Raw genomic sequence first — 22358 nt, forward strand, 5'->3', positions numbered from 1 at the left:
CATATAAAATGAAATTTCAATGTAAGCGTATTCTTATGGCTTCTTATAGAAAAGGGTGGAAATACAATGACAGAACGATTCGTACTACGTAATGTGAAACGTGTGAACGGGGAAGAGATTGACATTGTAATTGAAAATAATAAAATCGCACAGGTGACGAAAGCTGGTGCTGGCGAGGGTGGAAAGGTTCTTGATTACTCAGGTACTTACGTATCGAGTGGCTGGATTGATTTACACGTTCATGCTTTTTCAGAGTTTGATCCGTATGGCGATGAGGTGGATGAAATTGGCGTTAAGCAAGGGGTAACGACAATTGTTGATGCAGGTAGTTGCGGAGCTGATCGCATTGCAGATTTAGTAAAAAGTAGAGAGCAGGCGAAAACGAATTTATTTGCCTTTTTAAATATTTCTCGCATCGGTTTGAAACGAATTGATGAACTATCCAATATGGAATGGATAGATAAAGAGAAAGTAATAGAAGCAGTAGAAAAGTATAAAGATGTAATCGTTGGATTAAAGGCGAGAATGAGTAAAAGCGTCGTTTGTGATAGTGGAATTGAACCGCTGCATGTAGCACGCTCTTTATCCCGTGAAACATCATTACCGATTATGGTACATATCGGTTCAGCACCTCCTCGCATTGAGGAAGTTGTACCTCTTTTAGAAAAGGATGATGTGATTACACATTACTTAAACGGGAAAGAAAATAATTTATTTGATGAAGAAGGCAAACCGCTACCTGTGTTACTAGATGCAGTGAATCGCGGCGTACATTTAGATGTTGGTCACGGGAATGCTAGTTTTTCTTTTAAAGTAGCAGAAGCGGCGAAGCGTCACGATATTTCCTTTCATACAATTAGTACAGATATTTACCGGAAGAATCGTATACACGGTCCAGTGTATAGTATGGCTCACGTTCTTTCGAAATTCCTTTACTTAGGTTATCCGCTAGAAGAAGTGATTGATGCGGTTACGAAAAATGCAGCAGAATGGCTGAAGAAACCAGAGCTTGGCCGCATTCAAGAAGGAGATATTGCGAACTTAACTTTATTTACGGTGAAAGATGAGAAGGTTACGTTAATTGATTCAGAAGGGGATCAGCGCATTGCTGAAAGAAGAATTGATACGAAAGGGGTTGTAATCAATGGGTCATTCATTGAATGCTAAGTACGGATTAAAAAGAGTGATTAATGCGAGCGGTAGAATGAGTATTTTAGGTGTATCCGCTCCTACAGATACAGTTATGGATGCGATGAAACATGGTGGACAAAATTATGTAGAAATTGCTGATTTAGTAGATAAAGCAGGAGACCATATTGCGAGAATTCTAGATGCAGAGGCAGCGGTTGTTGTGAACTCGGCATCGAGCGGAATTGCGCTTTCTATCGCTGGTATCGTTACAGAAGGGAATCGCCGTAAAAGTGAAAGACTTCATCAAGAGATCATCGCGAAAAACGAAGTAATCATGTTAAAAGGTCATAACGTTCAATACGGTGCTCCAGTTGAAACGATGATTTATTTAGGCGGAGGTAAGCTCGTTGAAGTTGGCTACGCAAATGAAGGGAAAGCAGAGCATATTGAAGATGCGATTGGTGAAAATACAGCAGCGATTCTATATGTGAAATCCCATCATGCCGTGCAAAAAAATATGATTTCTGTTGAAGAAGCATGGGAAGTTGCGCAGCGAAATAACGTACCACTTATCGTCGATGCGGCAGCTGAAGAAGACATTCAAAAATATGTGAAGTATTCAGACCTTGCCATTTATAGTGGTTCAAAAGCAATTGAAGGACCTACTTCTGGTATTGTTGGCGGTAAAAGAAAGTATATTGATTGGCTGAAAGTACAATTACATTGTATCGGAAGAAGTATGAAAGTTGGGAAAGAAACAACTTTCGGTTTACTTCAAGCACTTGATGAGTACGGAGTAAAAGAAGATAAGAGTGAGCAAGAAAAAGAGTTATTACAAGTACTTATGCCGCTAAAAGAATTAACCGGTGTAAATGTAACGATCGTTCAAGATGAAGCGGGAAGAGCAATCTTTAGAGCTCGTATTCATATTAACGAAAAAGAGTTAAATAAATCGGCAAAAGACGTTGTGACAGCATTACGCGAAGGGAAAATTGCAATTTACACACGTGATTACGGAGTAAGACAAGGATTCTTTGATATTGATCCACGTCCACTTCAAGGTGATGACATACATGTGATTGAAGAAAAATTGAGAGAAATTGTAGGGGGAAACTAAAATGACAAACATTCAAAAACGTTTTTATAAAGGCCGCGTAGCATTAAATGTATTAGCGAACAATATCGAAAACGCAAAAGATATTTTTGAAGCAGCAGAAGGTTATGTAGTAGTGGGTGTTTTATCAAAGGATTATCCAACTGTAGAAGAAGCAGTTACAGCGATGAAAGCATACGGAAAAGAAATTGATGACGCTGTATCGATCGGGCTAGGAGCAGGAGATAATCGCCAAGCAGCAGTTGTAGCTGAAATTGTGAAACATTATCCTGGTAGCCATATTAACCAAGTGTTCCCTTCAGTTGGAGCGACACGTGCAAATCTTGGCGGAAAAGATAGCTGGATTAATAGTTTAGTATCCCCAACAGGAAAAGTAGGGTACGTAAATATTTCTACTGGTCCAATTAGTGCTGCTGGAGAAGAAAAAGCAATCGTTCCAATTAAAACAGCGATCGCACTTGTACGTGATATGGGCGGAAATTCATTGAAATACTTCCCGATGAAAGGGCTAGCTCATGAAGAAGAATATCGCGCAGTTGCGAAAGCTTGTGCGGAAGAAGGATTCGCATTAGAGCCAACGGGCGGAATCGATAAAGAAAACTTTGAAACAATTGTACGTATTGCGCTTGAAGCAAACGTAGAGCAAGTTATCCCGCATGTGTACTCTTCTATTATTGATAAAGAGACTGGCAATACGAAAACAGAAGATGTTCGTGAATTATTAGCAGTAGTGAAGAAGTTAGTTGATCAATATGCGTAAGAAAATCGCGGCATTTGGTGAAGTAATGATGCGCCTGCAAGTACCAGGATATGAATTGTTGTCGCAAGCAAATACATTAAAATACTCATTTTCTGGTACAGGTGTGAACGTTGCAGCCGCGCTTTCTCATCTCGGGCATGAAGGACTTCTTATTTCAACTTTACCGGAAAATTCGGTTGGAGATGCGGCATTATCGTACGTTCAAAAGTTAGGTGTGCAAACCTCGCTTGTTTCAAGAGGCGGTAAATATGTCGGCATGTACTTTTTAGAAAATGGATTTGGAGCACGTGCAAGCCGCGTTACATATTCGAATCGATTAGAAAGTAGCTTCAATACGGCATGTGAAGAAATGTATCAATTTGAAGAAATCGCAAAGGAAATTGATATCGTTCATTTTTGCGGGATTACACTTGCGATGAATGATACGGTGCGCCATCATATGAAATCTTTAGCGAAAGCAGTTAAAGAAAACGGAGGCACTGTCGTTTTTGATTGCAATTATCGTCCATCTCTTTGGGAAGAAGACGGATATGAGCAGGCGAAACCGCATTATGAAGAAATGCTGGCTCTTGCTGATATCGTTATGATGAATGAAAAAGATGCGATGTTTGTTCTTGGAATGAAAACAGAAGAAACGGAGCGAGAAGCACAACTTGTTGATCTGCTTCCAAAAGTAGCTGAAACGTATCATATCGCTACAATCGCTGGTACACATCGCTCTATTAATAGTGATAATACACACTCGCTTCGCGGATTTATATGTAAAGATGGTGCGTTCACTTTTGCAAAAACACTTACGTTTTCTGTATATGATAGAATAGGTGCTGGAGATGCTTATACGAGCGGGATTATTCATGGCGAGATAGAAGAGTTTGCACCAGAGAAAGCTGTTTCATTTGCGTCAGTAGCTGGAATGCTTGCACATACAATCGTCGGTGATACGCCAATGTCATCAGAGAAGGATATACTTCGAGCAATGACGGCATCAGTAGGTGATGTAGAAAGGTAGTGGGTGTAACGGTGAACGTAACGAGGAAAAAAGGACCATTATATTTACAAATAAAAAACATTATTCGTGATCGAATATTGCATGGTGTATATGCGATTCATACGAATATTCCTTCCGAACCACAGTTAGAAGAAGAGTTCAAAGTGAGTAAAATTACAGTACGAAATGCGATTAAAGAACTTGCTCAAGAAGGATATTTGGAAAAGAAAAGCGGTAAAGGAACGAAAGTCATCCGTAACACTTCTGCGACAAAATTGTCAAAGGGTAAGAAATTTACTGAAGTGTTAGTGGAAGAAGGATATAAAGTACAGAAGAAATTGCTAAAAGCAGAAATCGTTCAGAATGAAGAAGGAACAGTGCCATTTCGATTATTCGGTAAAGAGAGTTTTCGTATTGAACGTTTATATACGTTAAATGATGCACCGTACATTCATTATACGCACTATTTCTCAGCGAAAATGGCAAGTACAGATTTATCGGACTTTGACTTGCAATCGCTTTATGATTTAGTTGAAGACCGAGGCATTCATTTAGAAAACTTCAGAGATGAATTTGCTGTTGGACTTGGACCTAGTTTCGTTGCAGAAGCGTTAGGTGAAAAAGAGGGCACAGCGCTATTAAAACGAATGCGCTATTCTTACGATGAAGTTGGCGAAGTAATTGAATATAGCGAAGGCTACTACAATACAGAAATGCAGCATTATGTAGTGAATTATGACGTATAAAAAAGAGGGGATTTTCCCTCTTTTTTTATAAAGTAAGGGGAATGAGAGATGGATATATACTTATTAATCGTCACGTTACTTGCAATTGCGATTGTTATTTTAGGGGTATCATGGTGGAAGTGGCATGCATTTATTAGTTTAACAGTTGCGAGTTTATTTTTAGCTATTATGTCTGGACTGAACTTAACGAAAATAGTGGCTGCCTATGAAACTGGTGTTGGTAGTGTACTAGGGCATTTAGTTGGCATTTTAGCACTTGGAACTATATTAGGGAAAATGATGTCTGATTCAGGGGCAGGCATGCAAGTTGCAGATTTCTTTATTCGATTTTTCGGCGTAAAAAAATTACCTTGGGCTATGTTATTTGCAGGATTTGTTATAGGGATTCCCGTGTTTTTTGAAGTTGGAATCGTCATTTTATTACCACTCGTTATCTCGATTCGAAAAACAACGAAGCAAAACATTTTATTAATCGCATTACCTGTTATTGCAGGATTATCGATAGTACACGGGCTTGTGCCACCACATCCCGGGGCGATGACAGCAATCGGTATTTATAACGCGAACTTAGGAAAGGTACTTTTATATTCATTACTTATCGCGTTACCAACAGCCATTATCGCAGGACCGATATTTGCAAAGTGGGTACATAAAAGGGTTATACCTGAAAATGAACCAGAGCTTATTCGAGTTACGACTGTCTCAACTGATTTACCGAGTCGTAAAGTTTCATTCTTTATTATTTTATTACCAGTTGTATTGATGATTTTATCAGTAGTTGCGCCATATATTTCATTACCGAAAAAGATAACTGAATTTTTTGTATTTATTGGAAGCCCAGTAATTGCTTTACTTATTTCATGTTTCGCAGCATTTTATTTACTTGGAATAAGACAAGGAATTAATAAAAAGATGATTAAAAAATTAACAGATGAAAGTTTATTGCCTGTCGGTTCTATTATTTTAATAATTGGTGCAGGCGGTGGATTTAAACAAATATTAATTGAAAGCGGCGTTGGAACAGCTATTGCACAAATGGCAGAACATATTTCTTTATCACCAATCGTATTAGCTTTCATGGTAGCTGGTTTAATTCGAATTGCAACAGGTTCAGCTACAGTAGCATTAACGACAGCAGCAGGGATTGTTTCACCAGTTATTCAGCACATGTCTGGTGTGAATTTAGAGTTGCTTGTTATTGCAACCGGTGCAGGCTCATTAATGTTTTCTCACGTAAATGATGCAGGGTTCTGGCTTGTAAAAGAGTATTTAGGATTAACGGTGAAGGAAACGTTTAAAACGTGGACGGTACTGGAGACATTATTATCCTTTATTGCATTTGGTTTTGCACTTGTATTAAATATGTTTCTTTAGGGGATTCAAAAGTAAGGAATAATTTTCACATTTATAGATTTTGAAATTTCTTATATAACTGCACAAATATGCGAGACGAAACAATTTTTTGTAAAAAGAAAAGGTCTATCTATAAGTCGGTTTCACTGACTTATGGATAGACCTCTTTTTTATATTTGTTCTTTTTGTCATTCTATTACTTAATAGAACGAATATACTGATCTTCTCCTTCGTCTTTGACAAAGACCCCTAGTTCATTCAAATCTTTGCGTAAATGCTTCTTTTTTTTCGAGTTTCCTTCTCGAATGGCATTTCGTCTTTCATACAAAATGGTATTTACATTTTTACTAAATCGCTCATCCTCTAATTTCCATAGACTATAGTCCTGTTTATAAGGATCTTGTTCCACCCATGGAAAACCGTGCAGCAAGAAAATATCTTTAATTTTAAGTGGATTTATATCAGATCTTTCACGTAACCATTCTCGGTCTTCTTGATCAATGATAACCACTTGACGCTTATCTAGAAAAACGGCTTTTACATTTGACCTGGTAATTTGCTTCTTTTGATCGTCCTTATTCACGTGAATGCTTTCCGAAGTAATGTTCATTTTTAAAGCTTCACTATAAATAATTAAAGAAAATAAAATTCCTGCAATAACACCAATGAGCATGAGGATAACAGGAAGCCAGAAGGGATTAATAAAATTTAAAAGTTCTATAATTTTTGAATCAGAAAAGAGAGGAATCTTTTTTATAATCTCTATTAATTTAGGTGAAAAATATCCAATAACGCCTAAAAGAATTGGACTTACTATAGCAAGTAATTTTTCTAAAAAACCTAATCCAATGACAGATACCTTTTTCATTTGTAGTTCATCCTTTCTTAATATATATTTTTTCAAAATCAGGGCATTTAAATAGTGAGTTTCTTCACCATTTTTATGAGCTCATCTGAGTAATTTTCTATAGATATCGATGAATTCGCCTGCAGCATTCTTTCTTCAATTGCTCCTAAAATAAATGAAGCCAATGTGTCAATTCGGAAAGAGTTAGAAAACACTCCATTTTGTTGACCAGTCTTCAAAATATCTAATAACATCGTTCTAAGAGCATCATCATCTTCTTCGTCTTCGATTCTGTAATAAGGGATATTTTCTTCATTTCTTGCATTAAAGACAATCTCAATTAAGGCAATATTATTTTTGTAATGAGTTTCTTGATAAGCCAAATGTGCTTCAATAAAAGCCTCTAGTTTGTTTATTTCAGATTGGGCTAATAGTACTCGATTGCTAATAAATTTATGTTGTTTATCAACTAAAAATTGTAATGTCCGATTCATAAGATAAAGCTTATCGTTAAAATGATAAGAAATCAGTCCAGTGCTAATCTTAGCTTTTTTTGCTACCTTCGTTAAGCTTAAGTTGTTATATCCAACTTCTTCTAATGTATCGATACATGCAAGAATAATTTGTTCACGCCTAGCCTCTGCAATAAAAGAATCAGTCACGCTATCCAACTCCTAATTTATATGATTTGAATATATAATCAAAAAATTGATTGATCGTTCAATTAGATATTAGTAAGAAATTAAGATTATGTCAAATGCTTTATGCTTACATCTGGATAAGGCTAATTCACTTTTTAATAAAGCCTAATTCCTAAAACAAGCCCGTTTTTAAGTAAGCCAAGCTTCCTATTCGCCCTGAAAACATACTATAAATGGAATCCCCTCATTTAGAGCAAGGTGAACTTGTTATGAATGATACTAAAGGAGGAATAGAGTAATGAGCGAAAAGTGTGAACACAGACATGATGATTGTAACCGCAGACATGGGTGCGGTGGCGGTTTTGCGCTTCTAATCGTATTGTTTATTTTATTAATCATCATCGGTGCTAGCTGCTTCGGCGGTGGCGGCGGTTGTGGTTATGGTGGTTACGGCGGTTATGGCGGCGGTTATGGTGGATATTGTTGCTAATTAAAAACTATTGAAAATGGCCTTGTGCAATACGCACAAGGCCATTTTATTCATATTTTCATATGCTGTGATAATTTATTAATGTACAGAGAACGGATTAAGAAGAAGAAAATAATCTCGATAATCCCGAAAAAGGTGAGTACGATACATGTCTCTTTTAGTAATGAGAAAGAAAACATGCTTTGTAAAAACTTAACCGCAAATAACGTGTGAACACCAGCAACGATGTAAGGAACGAAAAATAAAATTCCTAATTGAATCGTTGCAGAACGAAACATTTCTGATTCAGTTAAGCCAAGCTTTGTAATGGTAATGTATTTTTGTTTTTCATTTGTTAAGTCATTATACATACGGAAGTATAAAACACTAGCCGCACCGATAAAGAAAATAAAGCCGAGAAATGCCCAAATAAAGAATTGAGCGACCGCATTTCCTTTACCGTAAATGAGTTCATCCGTAGCCGTATGTATGAAGAAAGGAGCTTGAGCGTTCTCTTCTGTATGCTTTTCGTAGAACGCACGTGCATCACTACTAATAACACGTAACATATTTTTGGTTGGAACTATTGCATTTTCCCAGTTTTCTACGAAGTAGTTGTAGATTACGGTTGTTTCAATATGAGGAATCATATTATCAAATACATAATCTTGTACGACAACTAAATGTGGGAATGCAAAGGATGGTTCGATTCCCTTATTAATAAACCCTTTAATATGAAATTCTTTTTTATTAGATCCAAGTGTAATCGTATTTTGCTTTGCAAATGGATTTGATACAAGATCTAGCAGTTCTGGTGAGTGGCGAGAAATAATATACACTTCTGTAGAATCGATTGTTACTTCCGGTCTTTTCAATTGTTTAGCGATTGCGTTATAATCACTCATCTTCATAAGCATAATGTCTTCTTTTGAAGCTGTATCTTTTAATACTGTAAACTTATATTTTCTGTAAGGAAAATTATTATTTGTAAGTTCAGTTTCAATTGTAGTAATATGCTTTTGTTCAAGGGAATTGTCACCTTCTGACGTATAAGTGAAGGGGACAGGATATCGCTCTAGTACTGATGCTTTCGTATTGTTATTAGCAGCGAATAATCCAATAATAATCGTAAATGCAAGTGCAGATAGCATAGAAACGATAAAGAGTACATTAATATTACTGCGGGTACGAGAAACTAAATCTGAAATCCATAACATATTTATTTGTTTTAAATAAAACTTTCTACGCTTCTTTAAAATATAGATAAAAAGAAGAAATGTTTGTGAAAAGAATAAATATGTCCCGACTACTACGAGTGGTAAAATAGATAACATAATAAAAAAGACAGATCCATTTTGCACATTTTTTTCCGTTACGTAGCCTCGCGGATAACCAGCGATATAATAGCATAGCCCTAAACAAATTACAGCAAATAGCGAAATGAGTATAGATGGTTTTTTTTCACTCTTCTCTTTGTTAACTCCCTTAATAAGCTGCGTTGTTTTTCGAGTACGAATAAACATTGGTGTAAACGTAGAAACGATTAAAAATAAAGTGATAAAGGTTACGGTTGTAACGATAATCGCTTCTGTTGGCCAATATAAATAAAGGCCTTTCGCACTTGTTAATTTCGAAGTGACTAATAAGAAAAAGTTAGAAAATACAAGGCCACCCTGTATACCGATAAAGATAGATAATATCCCAATTATCATGTTTTCAGTAAATAATAATCTTTTTAATTGTCTCTGTGAGATACCAAGAATAGTGAGTATCCCGAATTGCTGCTTCCGAACATTTAAAAATGTTCCAATTGAATATAACAGAAAGAAGAACGAGAACATAACGATCACAAGCTGTGCTGTACTAGCTAAATTCATTAGAGGATCCCGATCTTGAAAGCCTTGTACACTTTGTAAGCGTGGATGATACGCGTATACAGTAAATGAAAAGAAAACCATTATCGAAAACGCACTACTTACAAAATAAGCGAAATATGCTTTTGAATTACGCGAGACATTTTTAAATGCGAACTGCCAAAATGTCATCCACGTCTTCCTCCTAGTAATGCTAAAACATCTAATATTTCTTGATAAAACTTCTCACGGTACAATCCGCGGTGCAGTTCGTTGTAAAGCTCTCCATCTTTAATGAAAATAACACGATTACAATAACTTGCTGCAAATGGATCGTGAGTAACCATTAAAATTGTTGCATCTTCTTCTTTGTTTAATTTCGTAAATAGCTCCATTACGTCAATTGCCGCTTTTGAATCTAAGTTTCCTGTCGGTTCATCGGCAAGTAGAAGAGAAGGGTGATGAATAACAGCACGAGCTACAGCGGTACGCTGTGCTTGTCCCCCAGAAACTTCAAAGATACGCTTGTCTAAAATATGATCAATGCCAAGCTTTTTTGAAATGTTATCAAGCTTTTCATCCATTTCTTTTAATGGAACATTATCTAATGTTAAAGGTAGTACGATATTTTCACCGATTGTAAGTGTATCTAGTAGGTTAAAGTTTTGGAAAACAAATCCTAACTCTTGGCGGCGGAAAATAGCTAACTTCTCTCTACGAAATGTGTGTGGTTTTTTTCCGTTAATCACGACATCACCAGCAGTCGGAGAATCAATGGTAGAAATAACGTTTAAAAACGTAGATTTACCGCTACCAGATGGTCCCATTATAGCAACAAATTCACCTTTATCTACGTGCAAATTTATATTTTTTAAAGCTGTATGAGGGACTTTTCCCTCATACACTTTTGAGACGTTTTTTATGTGTAATACTTCTTCCATAGTAATCACCTTTCTATCCTTTAAAACTTAATGTGTTGTGATAATTTTTGCATATAAAAGGAACGAATTAAAAGGAAAAATAGAATTTCAACTGTTCCAAAAATCATCAGTACGACTGTAATCTCAGCGAAGAACGAGAGATTTAACACTTCTTGTAACATCTTTGTCGCGAACATCGTATGGATGGATGCCATAATGTAAGGGACAAAGAATAAAATAGCAAGTTGAATGGTGGCAGACCGCTTCATCTCAGACTCTGTTAAGCCGATTTTCGTAACCGTTATATATTTTTCTTGCTCGTTTGTTAAGTCAGTATACATACGGAAGTAAAGAACACTACCAGCACCGATAAAGAAAATAACTCCTAGGAAAGTTCCTATTAAGAAAAATGAGGCTACATTTAATTTCGTTTTGTATAGAGAGTTACTTGCTTCACTTGCATGGAATGGTGCATGTTCTGCTTGAATAGCTGCATTGTCATTACTGATTTTTGTTATAAATGCTGCACCGATATTATATGCCTTTTCCCAATTCGGCACTTTGAAGCTATATACACTCATTTGTTTGGAAATGGTTGATAGGGTTTCTATATTTTCATCAGATAAAATGAGTAACTTCGGTACTAACCAGTTTGGAAACGGACTAGTACTTTTATAATCCTTCACTTTCAAATGTAAAGAGTTTTGAGTAAGTGTAAGACTATCTCTTTTTTCTTTATCATAAAATGTTCCAATGAAATGATCATCTATTTCTTTCATAAGGATATAAGATTCATTGTTATGAACGGTGAGAGGTTCCCATTGTAATACTTTAGCGAGTACATTGTAGTCACTTTGTTTCATTGCATGATAGAGTTGCGTGTTATCTTCAGCTAAAGATACTTCGTATATATCCGTTTTAAATTTTGTATAAGTAAAGTGCTCTTCATTAAATTTTTGCTCTAGCCAGTTTAAATGTTCATCACCTAACGTGTTTTCAGTATGTGATAAATAAGTAAATGGGAAAGGATTTTTTCTTATTTCATTAAACTTTGTGAACTTCCCAAAACCATATAGGAATGTAATCATTGTAAAAGCGAGCGTTGATAGCATCGCCACAATAAAGAGCATATTAATATTCGTTCGAATACGTGATGCTAAATCAGAAATCCAAAGCATATTAATGCGTTTCATATAAAACTTTCTGCGCTTTTTTAATATGCGGATGAGTAAAAAACTAATTTGTGAAAAGAAAAAATACGTCCCAGCTGCAATAAGCGATGGGATAACAAATATACTAGAGACGGCATATAAAAGCCCAATGATATCACCTAGTGACAGAAAATATAATGGATTTGCGGCTAACGCATATCCAGATATTAAACATATCGCACCAAATAGAGAGACGAGCACGGATGCTTTTCTTTCTTTTTGTTTTGTTCCTTCTTTTAAAAGACGTACAGCTTTTCTCGTACGGATGAGCATCGGTGTAAAAGATGATACGAGAATGAAAAGTCCAAGGAAGATGATGCTAGTTAAAATAATGGCGCTTGTAGGCCAATATAAATATAAACCAGGTACATGTGTAATCTTGGCAGTAACTAATAAAAAGAACTGTGAAAAGACAAGTCCTAATTGAATTCCAAAAAATATAGATAGGACACCAATTAGCATGTTTTCTAGAAATACGAGTCTCTTTAATTGTTTTTGAGATATGCCAAGTACTGTTAAAATCCCAAATTGCCTTTTTCGTACTTTTAAGAAAGTACCGATTGAATATAGTAAAAAGAAAAATGAAAAGAACACAATGACAACCTCTGAAATTGTCATTAGTATGTTCAGAGCAGAATTTACGTCTGTCATATGCAATTTCGGATGAAATAAATAAACTGCAAATGAGAAAAAAATAGCAATGGAAAACGCACTGCTTACAAAATAGGCGAAATAAGCTCTGGCGTTCCTTGTGACGTTTTTAAATGCAAACTGCCAAAATGTCATTCACCTAGACCTCCTAGTAGGATGAAGACGAAAAGAATATAAGAAATACTCTTTTCATCAAGTTTGTTTTAAATAATTTGTCCATTCGTATACTGTGATAATTTTTGCATATAAAGCGAACGAATGAATAAGAAAAATACAATTTCAACGACTCCAAAAATAATAAGAACGGCTGAAACTTCTTTGAACAAAGATAAACCAATTACATCTTGTAGCATTTTCGTTGCGAACATTGTATGAATGGATGCCATAATATAAGGAACGAAAAACAAAATACTAAGCTGAATGGTTGCAGATCGTTTCATCTCTTTATCTGTCACACCGATCTTAGAAATCGTTATATATTTTTCTTGTTCGTTCGTCAAATCTGTATACATTCTAAAGTAAAGAACGCTACCAGCTCCAATGAAGAAAATAACTCCTAAAAATGTCCCGATTAGGAAGTACGCGGCACTACCGGATGTTATTTTATATAACGATCCTGCTGATTCAAAGGATCGAATAAGAGGTCCTTCATACTGGAATTTATTTCGATCTTTTTGCACTTTTTCTATAAAATTATCAGCAATCTCATATGTCTGTTCCCAGTTTTGAATTTTGTAATTATATGCTGATATATGCTTTACCGTGTTAGGTAAGTTGTTCACGACAATATCAGGCAACACGATCGTTTGATATGAAAAATCAGATGGAATTGCATTGATATGTTCATAGCCTTTTACTTTTAATTTTGTATTTGTACTAGAGAGTGTAATGTAATCTCTTTTATAACTTTGCTCAAATTCGTTGAATATAGTTACATAAGATGTTCCCGTTAACACGTATGCTTCATTATCATTCACAAATAGTTGTTTCATTCGTAAAGAATCCGCAAGCTTGTTGTAGTCACTTTGCTTAATTGCGTATACGTCATTATAAATATTTACATCTTTATCTTCTTTTAGTGGCGCTTCATATATATCAGCTTTTATTTTCTCATAAGGGAAATGCTCTTTTTGTAATTGTTGCTCAAGCCAATTTAAATGCTCTGTAACAAAAGGATTCGCATCATAGGAAAAATAAGAAATTGGGAAAGGAGAAGTTCTATTAACTTCTAGCTTAATAAACTTCCCGAATCCATATAAGAATGTAATCATTGTGAAAGCGATTGTAGATAGCATCGCTACAATAAACAGCATATTAATATTCGTTCGAATACGGTTGGCTAAATCCGAAATCCAAAGCATATTAATTCGTTTCATATAAAACTTTCTTCTTTTCTTTAAAATATAAATAAGTAAGAAACTAATTTGTGAAAAGAAGAAATAGGTTCCGATTGTAATAAGCGTTGGAATAACAAAAATACTTGAAAACATATAGATAACACCTACTTGCGGGCTTACTGATACGAAATATTTAGGATTTCCAGCTAACGCATAGCCACCTAATAAACAAATCGCACCAAATAAAGAAACGAGTATGGATGGTTTTTTTTCTTTTTGTTTTCCGACATTTATTTTTAAAAGACGTACCGCTTTTTTTGTACGGATAAGCATCGGTGTGAATGTAGATACAACGATAAAGAGACTTAGAAAAACAATTGTTGTTAAAATAAACGCGTTAATAGGCAAGTATAAATATATGCCTGGTACGTGCGTAATTTTTGCTGTGACTAATAAGAAAAATTGTGAAAATACAAGTCCAAACTGCATACCGAAAAAGATAGATAAAATACCGATTAACATATTTTCCATAAAAACGAGACGATGTAATTGTTTTCTCGATATTCCTAAAACGGTCAAAACGCCGAATTGTTTTTTTCTAACTTTTAAAAAAGTTCCAATGGAATATAGTAAAAAGAAGAAAGAGAAAAATACAATTACTACCTCTGAAAATATCATTAATCCTGAAATTTCAGAGACTATGCCAAAATTTTGTAATTTCGGATGGAATAAATAAACAGCGAATGAAAAGAAAACAGCGATGGAAAACGAGCTGCTTACGAAATAAGCAAAATAAGCTCTGGAATTACGTGTTACATTTTTAAAGGCAAACTGCCAAAAGGTCATAATACGTACCTCCTGCTAGAAGGCAAATATGTAGTTTTATTGTAAAAAATGTATGAGAGTAAGTTCTCATACATTTTGCTAGCATATGTCACGATCATGCTTCGGTCACCTTCTCCGTATGTTCTGCTTGATTATTTGCAGCGTTGTGGAAGATGATTTTAATCGTCGTTCCTTTACCAACTTCAGAATCTAGTTTGACAGAGTGACCTAAATAATCACAAATTTTACTTACGATATAAAGTCCCATTCCAGTAGATTCTCCGAATGTACGGCCATTTTTCCCAGTGTAAAACGGTTCGAATACTCTTCGAATATCTTCTTGCGGAATACCAACACCTTCATCACGAACTTCTAAAATAATATCTTTTCCGTTTCGGTAAGCGGATAAGAATACTTTCTTTCCGCGCTCACCAGAGTAACGAACTGCATTTGTCATTAACTGATAGATGATAAATTTTAGCCATTTCGCATCAGAAGCAACCTTTAAATCAGAATGAACTTCTAAAACAGGGAAGACTCCGTTTCGAATGAATAGTTCTTTTAATCCATTAATATTTTTTGTTACGGTATCTTTTAATGAAATCGTCTCAACATGGAAGTCTTCATGGAAGTTATTTAACCTTGCCATATATAAAGCCATATCAAGCCCTTGGTTTAGACGTTCTAATTCTTTTTTAAACTTTGGAATTAAATGCTCGTCTTCCATTTCCAATACCATAAGTTGCATAACAGAAACAGGCGTCTTCATTTGATGCACCCAGTGGTTAATGAATAATTGATGTTCTTGTTGTTTTACTTCGTACGATTGTAGTTCTTTTTGGAATAGACGATATTGCGTGCGCACGAGTTCATTTACACCATGAGGCATCGGAGCTGTTGCTCTTTCAATAAACGCATCTTCCATTTTTTCTGGTTGTTCACTTAATCTATGGTACATTCTACGATTGCGAACGTAACGGTAAGCGAGGAAACAAATAAATAAGTATAAGCTTAAAACGACGAAGTAAAATTTATTATTTTGAAATCCATCTACTGCATCATAAAGAACGAAGATGATACCGAAGTTTAATACGTACAGTAGAAAAAATGCAAAATGATCACGTAGAAATAGCTTCATGCTTATTCACTCCAAGTTGCGTTAAAACGATACCCAAGTCCGCGCACTGTTTCAATAGCATTTTCAATACCAAGCTCATTGAACTTTTTACGAAGGCGCGTAATGTTTACGTTTAATGTGTTTTCTTCAACGAAGCTCTCGTCATCCCAAAGCGCAGCTAATAAATCTTCACGGCTCGCTGTACGAGGGAATTTAGATAATAACATTTCTGCTAAAATAGCCTCTTTCTTCGTTAAAAGAACTTGCTCAGATCCAAAATGAATTTCTGGACGTTCTGGGAATAGTTTTAAACCTTCTACCTCAACGATACGTTCAGAAATATTTGGCGCATAATCACCGTAAATACGGCGTAATTGACCTTTAATTTTTGCCATTACAACGTCATAGTGGAACGGTTTTGTAATATAATCATCCGCACCGCTTTCAATCGCCATAATTTGTTCCATCTCACCAGCACGAGCTGAAATGAAAATAATAGGACAAGTAGATTCATGACGGATTTGACGGCACCAGTAGAACCCATCGAATTTCGGTAAGTTTACATCAAGTAAAACAAGATGTGGCTTTACAGCGTTAAACGATTCCATAATATCATCAAAGTTTTCAGTAACAACAGCGTCGTAACCGTACTTTTGAATGTGAGATTGTAGTAATGATGAAATATTTGGATCGTCTTCAACGATTAAAATTTTATACATATGTATATTCCTCCTAAAAAAACAATTGTAGCTATAGTGTATCATGTGTTTCAAGTCTTTTCATTATGTTGAAAGGTAAGCTAGTAAACAGTATAGGTCAAAAGTGTGAAAAGTAAAAAGGGCCTCGTATATAATTGACAATCAACTGAAATCATTTTAACATTTAGATAAGTATCTAAATGTCTAATTATCGAAAGGAAGAAAGACATTGAATCAAGCATTCAAAGCATTAGCAGATCCAACAAGGCGAAAAATTTTAGACTTATTAAAAGAAGGTGATCTAACCGCTGGTGAGATTGCTGAACATTTCAATATGACAAAACCAAGTATTTCACACCACTTAAACGCACTTAAAAATGCTGAACTTATTCAAGATGAAAAAAAAGGCCAATTCGTTGTGTACTCTTTAAACACAACTGTCTTTCAAGATTTATTGACTTGGGTGTTTACGTTTACGAATAAGGGGGAAGAGGGGAAATGAAAAAGCATCTTTTTGCAATCTTTTTAATTGTTATAACTTGTTTAGCTTGGGCGTTTGCTTGGCCACATTTACCGGATACAATTGCAACGCATTGGAGCGGCGGTAAAGTAGATGGATATTCTTCTAAATTGTATGGAATGCTTTCTATGGTTGGAATTATGATTATTTTATATACTTTTCTAAACGTGTTGCCAAAGATTGATCCAAAGAAAGCAAACTACGAGAAATTTTCTAAAGCTTTTATGATGATGAATAACGGAATACTACTGCTGCTATTTGTAGGAAATATAGATATTATTACAAGTGGATTAGGATACAACTTATTCATTAATCGAGTGCCAGAATTATTAGTTGGTCTTTTATTTATAGTCATCGGAAACTATTTACCACAATGTAAACCAAATTACTTTGTAGGTATAAAAACACCGTGGACGTTAAGTAACGAAGAAGTGTGGAGAAAAACGCACCGTTTTAGCGGAAAGGTGTTTGTTGCATTAGGGATTATTATGATTTTAAGTGTTTTTTTACCAGTAACGTGGAAATCTTTCGTAATGGTTGGAATTATTATCGGTGCAGTAGGATTAACGATGGGATATTCCTATGTCGCTTATAAAAAAGAACTAAAAATGTAAAACAAAGCTGCTTTTCCTTAAAAGGAAAAGCAGCTTTGTTTTTTTATCACTTCTTCAAAACCGGTATCCAAATTTCACTTTTAAAGTTTGGAGAAGATATATCTTTCTGTTCATTCCATAATATTTCTGGCCCTTCCGCTAGTTCATAGTTCGAAGAAGGAAACCATTCAGAATAAATACGCCCCCATACATTTTGCAGTGCATCAGGAAATGGACCGACAGCTTCAAATATAGCCCACGTTGAAGCTGTGACTTCAAGTTGTGCGAATTGCACTGGGCAATCCTTTGTTGTGGCTACTCCAATGTAGTGGTCGAGTTCTCCTTTTTCTTCCATTCTTCCTTCAGAAAAGTTAGTAGAAGCACTAATGATTCCATTCGGTTCCACATTTGAAAGTGACTTTAATGTTTGGATGGAATCTGGATTTAAACTTTTCCACATAGAAGCAATTTCTTCATTTACACCGTTAAATACAATCGGTACGCGTTTTGTAATACCTATAATTCGAAATGGTTCTTTTTCTTCAATTCGATAATTCATTTCATTTCCTCCTTGAATCGATAACTGGAAGGTCATTGGTGAATAAGCTTTCAAAGAATGACTACTATTTCTGGCCTCTGAAGGTGTTATGCCGTGCAAATTTTGAAAGGCACGAGAAAATGAATCTGGTGAGTTATAGCCATATTTGATAGCGACATCAATGATTTTTGCATCGCTATTTTTTAGTTCAAAAGCAGCAAGCGTAAGACGTCTACAACGAATATATTCTGATAGTGATATGCCAGCTAGGAAAGAAAACATTCTTTTGAAATGATATTCCGAGCAGTAAGCTAGTTTCGCGACTTCTTTAAAATTAATTTCATTTGTTAGGTTGTTTTCAATATAGCGCATTGCAGCATTCATATTTTTAAGTGAATCCATATGATGACCTCCTCTGTACATAGAATAGCAGGAACGAAATAGCTCCATCCGACATTTTGTGCACAACTTTGTAGGGTACATTTTGTACCTTACAAAATTGTAATGTTCCTGTAAGGAGAATGAATGGATGGCATGATATCCCAATGTTATAGTAACAAAGTACTTTGATTCATTACGTTAACTTTTTGATTTCTTTACTTATGTGCCTTACATAACTGTCATGTTTGTGTAAGAAACATCGATAGTGGCAAGAGTAGAGAGTGTATATAGTTGAAGATAGAGAATAGAAGAAATGAGGGATGTCGAGATGAAAACAGTGTTAGAAGCAAAAAATATTGAAAAAGTATATGACACGGGTGGTAATAGATTTGCAGCGTTAAAAGGTATTAACTTACAAGTAAAAGAAGGTGAGTTCGTTGGAATTATGGGACCTTCTGGTTCTGGTAAGACGACTTTACTAAACGTTCTTTCTACAATTGATAATGCGACGAACGGTGAAATTTTAATTGATGGAAAAGATATCGTGAAAATGAATGATGATAAGTTAGCGTTATTCCGTCGCGATCATTTAGGTTTCATTTTCCAAGATTATAACTTATTAGATACGTTAACTGTAAAAGAGAACATTGCGTTACCTCTTGCGTTATCAAAGGTGAAAGCGAGTGAGATTGATCGCCGCGTTCTTGAAATCTCAAAGAAATTCGGTATTGATCATATTTTAAGTCAGTTCCCATATCAAGTATCTGGTGGACAGAAGCAAAGATGTGCGGCATCACGCGCAATCGTTACAAATCCAAGTATGATTTTCGGGGACGAGCCAACGGGAGCACTTGATTCTAAATCAGCAACAGATTTATTAGAAAGTATGAAGTCGTTAAATGAATATGATAACTCTACAATTTTAATGGTAACGCACGATGCGTTTGCGGCGAGTTACTGTAAACGAGTTATTTTCATTAAAGATGGTGAGTTATATAAAGAATTGCACCGCGGCGAGTTAACGCGTAAACAGTTCTTCCAACAAGTCGTTGATGTAATGTCTTCTATTTCTGGAGGTATGGCTGATGACCTTATCTAGCATTGCCCTCCGCAACATACAGCGGAACTTTAAAGACTACTTTGTATATTTTGCATCTATGATCTTTAGTATCGTTATTTACTTTACATTTAAAGCACTGCAATATAATTCACAAATGGAAAAAGCAGCGGAAGCTTCAAAAAAAATTAGCGGAGCATTCCAAGTTTCCAGTGTGATGCTTATCATTTTCGTAGCAGTGTTCATTATATATTCGAACGGTTTTTTTACAAGGAAGCGTAAAAAAGAAGTTGGCTTATATTCGTTATTAGGTATTCGTAAAAGACAAATTGGTAAAATGCTCTTTTATGAAAATATGTTAATGGGATTAATGTCATTAGTAATCGGGATTGCGATTGGTAGTGTCCTTTCAAAATTATTCCTTGAGTTGTTAGTAAATATGATGGGATTAAACTTAAATGTTCATTTTGAAGTACCGATGGCTGCCATTATTGATACAGCACTTATTTTCTTTGTGATTATTTTGTATACATCACTTCAAGGATATCGTTTAATTTATCGCTTTAAGTTAATTGAACTTTTCCGCGCAGAACGTGAAGGAGAAGCAATGCCAAAAGGATCTGTCATTATGGCATTAATTTCAGTTGTCTTAATCGGTTCAGGTTATTTCTTAGCATTAATGTTCATGAAGGCAGTTAAATATGCAGACTTTATGGCAGTTGCACTTTATATTTTACTGGCAACAGTATTAGGTACGTACTTACTATTTATGTTCTTTACAGTATTCGTATTGAAACGTGCAAGAACGAATAAATCATCGTTTTATAACGGTATGAATATGGTAACGACGTCACAGCTACTATATCGTATTAAAGGAAATGCAAAGTCACTTGCGACAATTTCTATTTTAAGCGCGGTAACATTAACAGCGGTTGGTACGTCAGTTACGATGTATTACAACACATTTACGCAATCAAAAGCAGTTGCACCATATAGCTATTCTTATGAGAAAAAAGATGCAGCGCTTGATAAGAAAGTAAATGCAATTTTTGCAGAAGAGAAGAAAAATCACCCGATCAAAGATCAATTTGAAATTGAGACAGTTCCTGTAAAAGGGAAGTTTGAAGGGAACAAAGTTGATTTCATTCTTAATATGAATTACACAATTTCAGAGAAATATCAGTTTATGTCTCAGTCGGAATTTAATAAACTTGCTAAAAAAATCGACGCAGAAACAGTGAATGTAGTTGCTGGTGAAGCATTTATATATGATAGTTCATATATTGAAGGGCATGAGTTTAGTCCACAATATAAAGGAAATAAAGCAGTATTCCAAATTGGAAACGAAACGAAGCAATTAAAAATCCAAGGTGCAAATGACGTTGCGATTACAAATTTAGGTGAATTAGTTGTTGTCGTTTCAGATGAAATGTATGAGCAAGCGAAGCAAGCATTTGGAACACGCGTTGTAAAAAATATTGATGTGAAAGATGAAAAAGATAGTAAAGTGTTAACAGAAAAATTAACAAAAGTGATGCCAGCTGGTGAATCAGAAATGGTGCCACCATTTAGAGATTTCTACACTGGTTTCCATATGGGACTTGAAGGAACAGGATTAATGATGTTTATTGGAATGTTCTTAGGTCTTGTATTCTTACTAGCAACAGGTTCTATCATTTACTTTAAACAATTAACAGAAGCAAATGCTGATCGTGAGCGTTATGTTGTACTTCACAAAATAGGGGTCACAAAACAAGAAATGAAAAAAGCTATCGCAAAACAAGTAAGCTTTATCTTTGCAATCCCGTTAGTAATCGGAATCCTGCACAGCTTGTTTGCATTAAAAGGTTTAGGGAACATACTACCATTTGAAATTATGATTCCGCTTCTAATTAGTATCGGAGTATACGGTGTCATTTATATTGGATATTACTTCATAACAGTTCGTTCTTATTATAAGATTGTGAGTGCGAAATAATAAGTGAAGCTGCGAGAAAATAAGAAAGCCATTTACTTCATTTTTTATGAGGTGAATGGCTTTTTTACGATCTCATTATAATGAAGAGATAATTAACGTGCATCGATTATATCGATAAAACTAAAAGTATGTTTTCGGTCAAAGGCATCTATGCAAATTAAAGAACGTTTCAAAGGATTTAATTCAATTACAGTCATATAGTTTGTAGGGAAATAACCATCTTTATAACAAGTAATCAATATTTCTTTTTCTGAAATGAATGAACGTAATAAAGTATCTTCAATTCTTTCTCTACCATCGTATGGTGATACTTTTCGTGATTCTTTCATGTCAGCAGATTGCTTAGACATAATAGTCGTTGGAGCTGGTTTTGACATATTTGTACTACTCATGCTTTCTATTCTCCTAACAATATATTTTCTATATAGGAAGGTTAATCACTATGGAAGTAGCTGTTACTTATAATTGAGTAAGCAACTTATGTATAGAACGAAATAATGGTGGATGATTTTGAGCTGAATTTGCTTAATACTAAAAAATTATCAAATTCATTCACTTATTTATAGTAATTATTTGTCATTCTTGTACTTTTTTGAATGGGATTCAAACTTTATTAAGGTGAATTTGGAT

21 protein-coding genes are annotated in these 22358 nt (G+C 35.1%); 11 read left to right on the forward strand and 10 right to left on the reverse strand.

Going from position 1 to position 22358, the window contains the following annotated elements:
* Positions 1 to 66 precede the first annotated feature (66 nt).
* Genes DN390_RS22005 through gntP form a run of 6 tightly spaced genes read left to right on the forward strand, consistent with a single transcriptional unit; the run spans position 67 to position 6113 of the window.
* On the forward strand, positions 67 to 1167 hold the full coding sequence (locus DN390_RS22005) for an amidohydrolase/deacetylase family metallohydrolase (protein ID WP_147808432.1): 1101 nt from the start codon (positions 67 to 69) through the stop codon (positions 1165 to 1167).
* Entirely contained in the window at positions 1145 to 2248 is a 1104-nt protein-coding gene (locus tag DN390_RS22010) for a DgaE family pyridoxal phosphate-dependent ammonia lyase (RefSeq protein WP_147808433.1), read from the forward strand. Before DN390_RS22005 ends, DN390_RS22010 begins: the two co-directional genes overlap by 23 nt.
* Before the next feature lies 1 nt (position 2249).
* A complete protein-coding gene (gene dagF, locus DN390_RS22015) occupies positions 2250 to 3005 on the forward strand; it encodes a 2-dehydro-3-deoxy-phosphogluconate aldolase (RefSeq protein WP_140969995.1) in 756 nt (251 codons plus the stop codon).
* Positions 2998 to 4014: a sugar kinase gene (locus DN390_RS22020; RefSeq protein WP_147808434.1), complete on the forward strand. Its 1017-nt coding sequence runs from the start codon at positions 2998 to 3000 to the stop codon at positions 4012 to 4014. Before dagF ends, DN390_RS22020 begins: the two co-directional genes overlap by 8 nt.
* Positions 4014 to 4739, forward strand: coding sequence for a GntR family transcriptional regulator (locus DN390_RS22025; RefSeq protein WP_098265902.1), 726 nt, complete (start codon positions 4014 to 4016; stop codon positions 4737 to 4739). Before DN390_RS22020 ends, DN390_RS22025 begins: the two co-directional genes overlap by 1 nt.
* Before the next feature lie 48 nt (positions 4740 to 4787).
* Positions 4788 to 6113, forward strand: coding sequence for a gluconate permease GntP (gene gntP, locus DN390_RS22030; protein ID WP_147808435.1), 1326 nt, complete (start codon positions 4788 to 4790; stop codon positions 6111 to 6113).
* A gap of 175 nt (positions 6114 to 6288) precedes the next feature.
* On the opposite strand, the gene DN390_RS22035 is transcribed toward gntP, so the two are convergent.
* Both DN390_RS22035 and DN390_RS22040 read right to left on the reverse strand, forming a co-directional pair.
* Positions 6289 to 6960, reverse strand: coding sequence for a YqeB family protein (locus DN390_RS22035; RefSeq protein ID WP_147808436.1), 672 nt, complete (start codon positions 6958 to 6960; stop codon positions 6289 to 6291).
* A gap of 47 nt (positions 6961 to 7007) precedes the next feature.
* Positions 7008 to 7601, reverse strand: coding sequence for a TetR/AcrR family transcriptional regulator (locus DN390_RS22040; RefSeq protein ID WP_147808437.1), 594 nt, complete (start codon positions 7599 to 7601; stop codon positions 7008 to 7010).
* A 277-nt stretch (positions 7602 to 7878) separates the two neighbouring features.
* Here DN390_RS22040 and DN390_RS22045 point away from each other — a divergent pair, with 277 nt between their 5' ends.
* A complete protein-coding gene (locus DN390_RS22045) occupies positions 7879 to 8070 on the forward strand; it encodes a YjcZ family sporulation protein (protein ID WP_001290393.1) in 192 nt (63 codons plus the stop codon).
* Between the two features lie 50 nt (positions 8071 to 8120).
* On the opposite strand, the gene DN390_RS22050 is transcribed toward DN390_RS22045, so the two are convergent.
* From DN390_RS22050 to DN390_RS22075, 6 genes are all read right to left on the reverse strand, one after another.
* A complete protein-coding gene (locus DN390_RS22050) occupies positions 8121 to 10094 on the reverse strand; it encodes an ABC transporter permease (RefSeq protein WP_147808438.1) in 1974 nt (657 codons plus the stop codon).
* Positions 10091 to 10843, reverse strand: a complete 753-nt coding sequence (locus DN390_RS22055; protein ID WP_000393244.1) for an ABC transporter ATP-binding protein — start codon at positions 10841 to 10843, stop codon at positions 10091 to 10093. Before DN390_RS22055 ends, DN390_RS22050 begins: the two co-directional genes overlap by 4 nt.
* Positions 10844 to 10863: 20 nt before the next feature.
* Positions 10864 to 12819: an ABC transporter permease gene (locus tag DN390_RS22060; RefSeq protein WP_147808439.1), complete on the reverse strand. Its 1956-nt coding sequence runs from the start codon at positions 12817 to 12819 to the stop codon at positions 10864 to 10866.
* 68 nt (positions 12820 to 12887) lie between these two features.
* Entirely contained in the window at positions 12888 to 14867 is a 1980-nt protein-coding gene (locus tag DN390_RS22065) for an FtsX-like permease family protein (RefSeq protein WP_147808440.1), read from the reverse strand.
* Positions 14868 to 14961: 94 nt separating this feature from the next.
* Positions 14962 to 15984 (reverse strand): sensor histidine kinase, encoded by a 1023-nt coding sequence (locus tag DN390_RS22070; RefSeq protein WP_000765345.1) that lies wholly within the window; start codon positions 15982 to 15984, stop codon positions 14962 to 14964.
* A 2-nt stretch (positions 15985 to 15986) separates the two neighbouring features.
* Positions 15987 to 16682, reverse strand: a complete 696-nt coding sequence (locus DN390_RS22075; RefSeq protein ID WP_000276732.1) for a response regulator transcription factor — start codon at positions 16680 to 16682, stop codon at positions 15987 to 15989.
* Between the two features lie 208 nt (positions 16683 to 16890).
* Between DN390_RS22075 and DN390_RS22080 the strand changes: the two genes are divergently transcribed.
* Positions 16891 to 17163 carry an autorepressor SdpR family transcription factor gene (locus DN390_RS22080; protein WP_001070526.1) on the forward strand — a complete coding sequence of 91 codons (273 nt, stop codon included), beginning with the start codon at positions 16891 to 16893 and terminating at the stop codon, positions 17161 to 17163.
* Complete coding sequence (locus DN390_RS22085; RefSeq protein ID WP_147808441.1) at positions 17160 to 17795, forward strand: SdpI family protein; 636 nt, start codon at positions 17160 to 17162, stop codon at positions 17793 to 17795. The genes DN390_RS22080 and DN390_RS22085 overlap by 4 nt, the downstream gene beginning before the upstream one ends.
* A 46-nt stretch (positions 17796 to 17841) precedes the next feature.
* Here the strand turns inward: DN390_RS22085 and DN390_RS22090 are convergent, their stop codons facing one another.
* The gene (locus DN390_RS22090; protein WP_147808442.1) at positions 17842 to 18714 is read right to left on the reverse strand and encodes an AraC family transcriptional regulator; all 873 of its coding nucleotides are present in this window, start codon (positions 18712 to 18714) and stop codon (positions 17842 to 17844) included.
* A gap of 307 nt (positions 18715 to 19021) precedes the next feature.
* On the opposite strand from DN390_RS22090, the gene DN390_RS22095 reads away from it, so the two are divergent.
* Both DN390_RS22095 and DN390_RS22100 read left to right on the forward strand, forming a co-directional pair.
* A complete protein-coding gene (locus DN390_RS22095) occupies positions 19022 to 19792 on the forward strand; it encodes an ABC transporter ATP-binding protein (RefSeq protein ID WP_147808443.1) in 771 nt (256 codons plus the stop codon).
* On the forward strand, positions 19779 to 21728 hold the full coding sequence (locus DN390_RS22100) for an ABC transporter permease (RefSeq protein WP_147808444.1): 1950 nt from the start codon (positions 19779 to 19781) through the stop codon (positions 21726 to 21728). The genes DN390_RS22095 and DN390_RS22100 overlap by 14 nt, the downstream gene beginning before the upstream one ends.
* A 92-nt stretch (positions 21729 to 21820) precedes the next feature.
* Here DN390_RS22100 and DN390_RS22105 read toward each other — a convergent pair whose 3' ends face one another.
* Positions 21821 to 22120, reverse strand: a complete 300-nt coding sequence (locus DN390_RS22105) for a YolD-like family protein (RefSeq protein ID WP_147808445.1) — start codon at positions 22118 to 22120, stop codon at positions 21821 to 21823.
* Positions 22121 to 22358: the final 238 nt, after the last annotated feature.

The sequence above is a fragment of the Bacillus sp. SH7-1 genome (genome assembly GCF_008042405.1).
GTDB lineage: Bacteria > Bacillota > Bacilli > Bacillales > Bacillaceae_G > Bacillus_A > Bacillus_A thuringiensis_N.

Coding starts and splice junctions, on each gene's coding strand:
- DN390_RS22060 (WP_147808439.1), bottom strand. CDS start 12,819: ATGACATTTTGGCAGTTTGCATTTAAAAACGTCACAAGGAACGCCAGA.
- DN390_RS22070 (WP_000765345.1), bottom strand. CDS start 15,984: ATGAAGCTATTTCTACGTGATCATTTTGCATTTTTTCTACTGTACGTA.
- DN390_RS22105 (WP_147808445.1), bottom strand. CDS start 22,120: ATGAGTAGTACAAATATGTCAAAACCAGCTCCAACGACTATTATGTCT.
- DN390_RS22005 (WP_147808432.1), top strand. CDS start 67: ATGACAGAACGATTCGTACTACGTAATGTGAAACGTGTGAACGGGGAA.
- DN390_RS22065 (WP_147808440.1), bottom strand. CDS start 14,867: ATGACCTTTTGGCAGTTTGCCTTTAAAAATGTAACACGTAATTCCAGA.
- gntP (WP_147808435.1), top strand. CDS start 4,788: ATGGATATATACTTATTAATCGTCACGTTACTTGCAATTGCGATTGTT.
- dagF (WP_140969995.1), top strand. CDS start 2,250: ATGACAAACATTCAAAAACGTTTTTATAAAGGCCGCGTAGCATTAAAT.
- DN390_RS22035 (WP_147808436.1), bottom strand. CDS start 6,960: ATGAAAAAGGTATCTGTCATTGGATTAGGTTTTTTAGAAAAATTACTT.
- DN390_RS22010 (WP_147808433.1), top strand. CDS start 1,145: ATGGGTCATTCATTGAATGCTAAGTACGGATTAAAAAGAGTGATTAAT.
- DN390_RS22055 (WP_000393244.1), bottom strand. CDS start 10,843: ATGGAAGAAGTATTACACATAAAAAACGTCTCAAAAGTGTATGAGGGA.
- DN390_RS22020 (WP_147808434.1), top strand. CDS start 2,998: ATGCGTAAGAAAATCGCGGCATTTGGTGAAGTAATGATGCGCCTGCAA.
- DN390_RS22100 (WP_147808444.1), top strand. CDS start 19,779: ATGACCTTATCTAGCATTGCCCTCCGCAACATACAGCGGAACTTTAAA.
- DN390_RS22050 (WP_147808438.1), bottom strand. CDS start 10,094: ATGACATTTTGGCAGTTCGCATTTAAAAATGTCTCGCGTAATTCAAAA.
- DN390_RS22075 (WP_000276732.1), bottom strand. CDS start 16,682: ATGTATAAAATTTTAATCGTTGAAGACGATCCAAATATTTCATCATTA.
- DN390_RS22045 (WP_001290393.1), top strand. CDS start 7,879: ATGAGCGAAAAGTGTGAACACAGACATGATGATTGTAACCGCAGACAT.
- DN390_RS22085 (WP_147808441.1), top strand. CDS start 17,160: ATGAAAAAGCATCTTTTTGCAATCTTTTTAATTGTTATAACTTGTTTA.
- DN390_RS22095 (WP_147808443.1), top strand. CDS start 19,022: ATGAAAACAGTGTTAGAAGCAAAAAATATTGAAAAAGTATATGACACG.
- DN390_RS22090 (WP_147808442.1), bottom strand. CDS start 18,714: ATGGATTCACTTAAAAATATGAATGCTGCAATGCGCTATATTGAAAAC.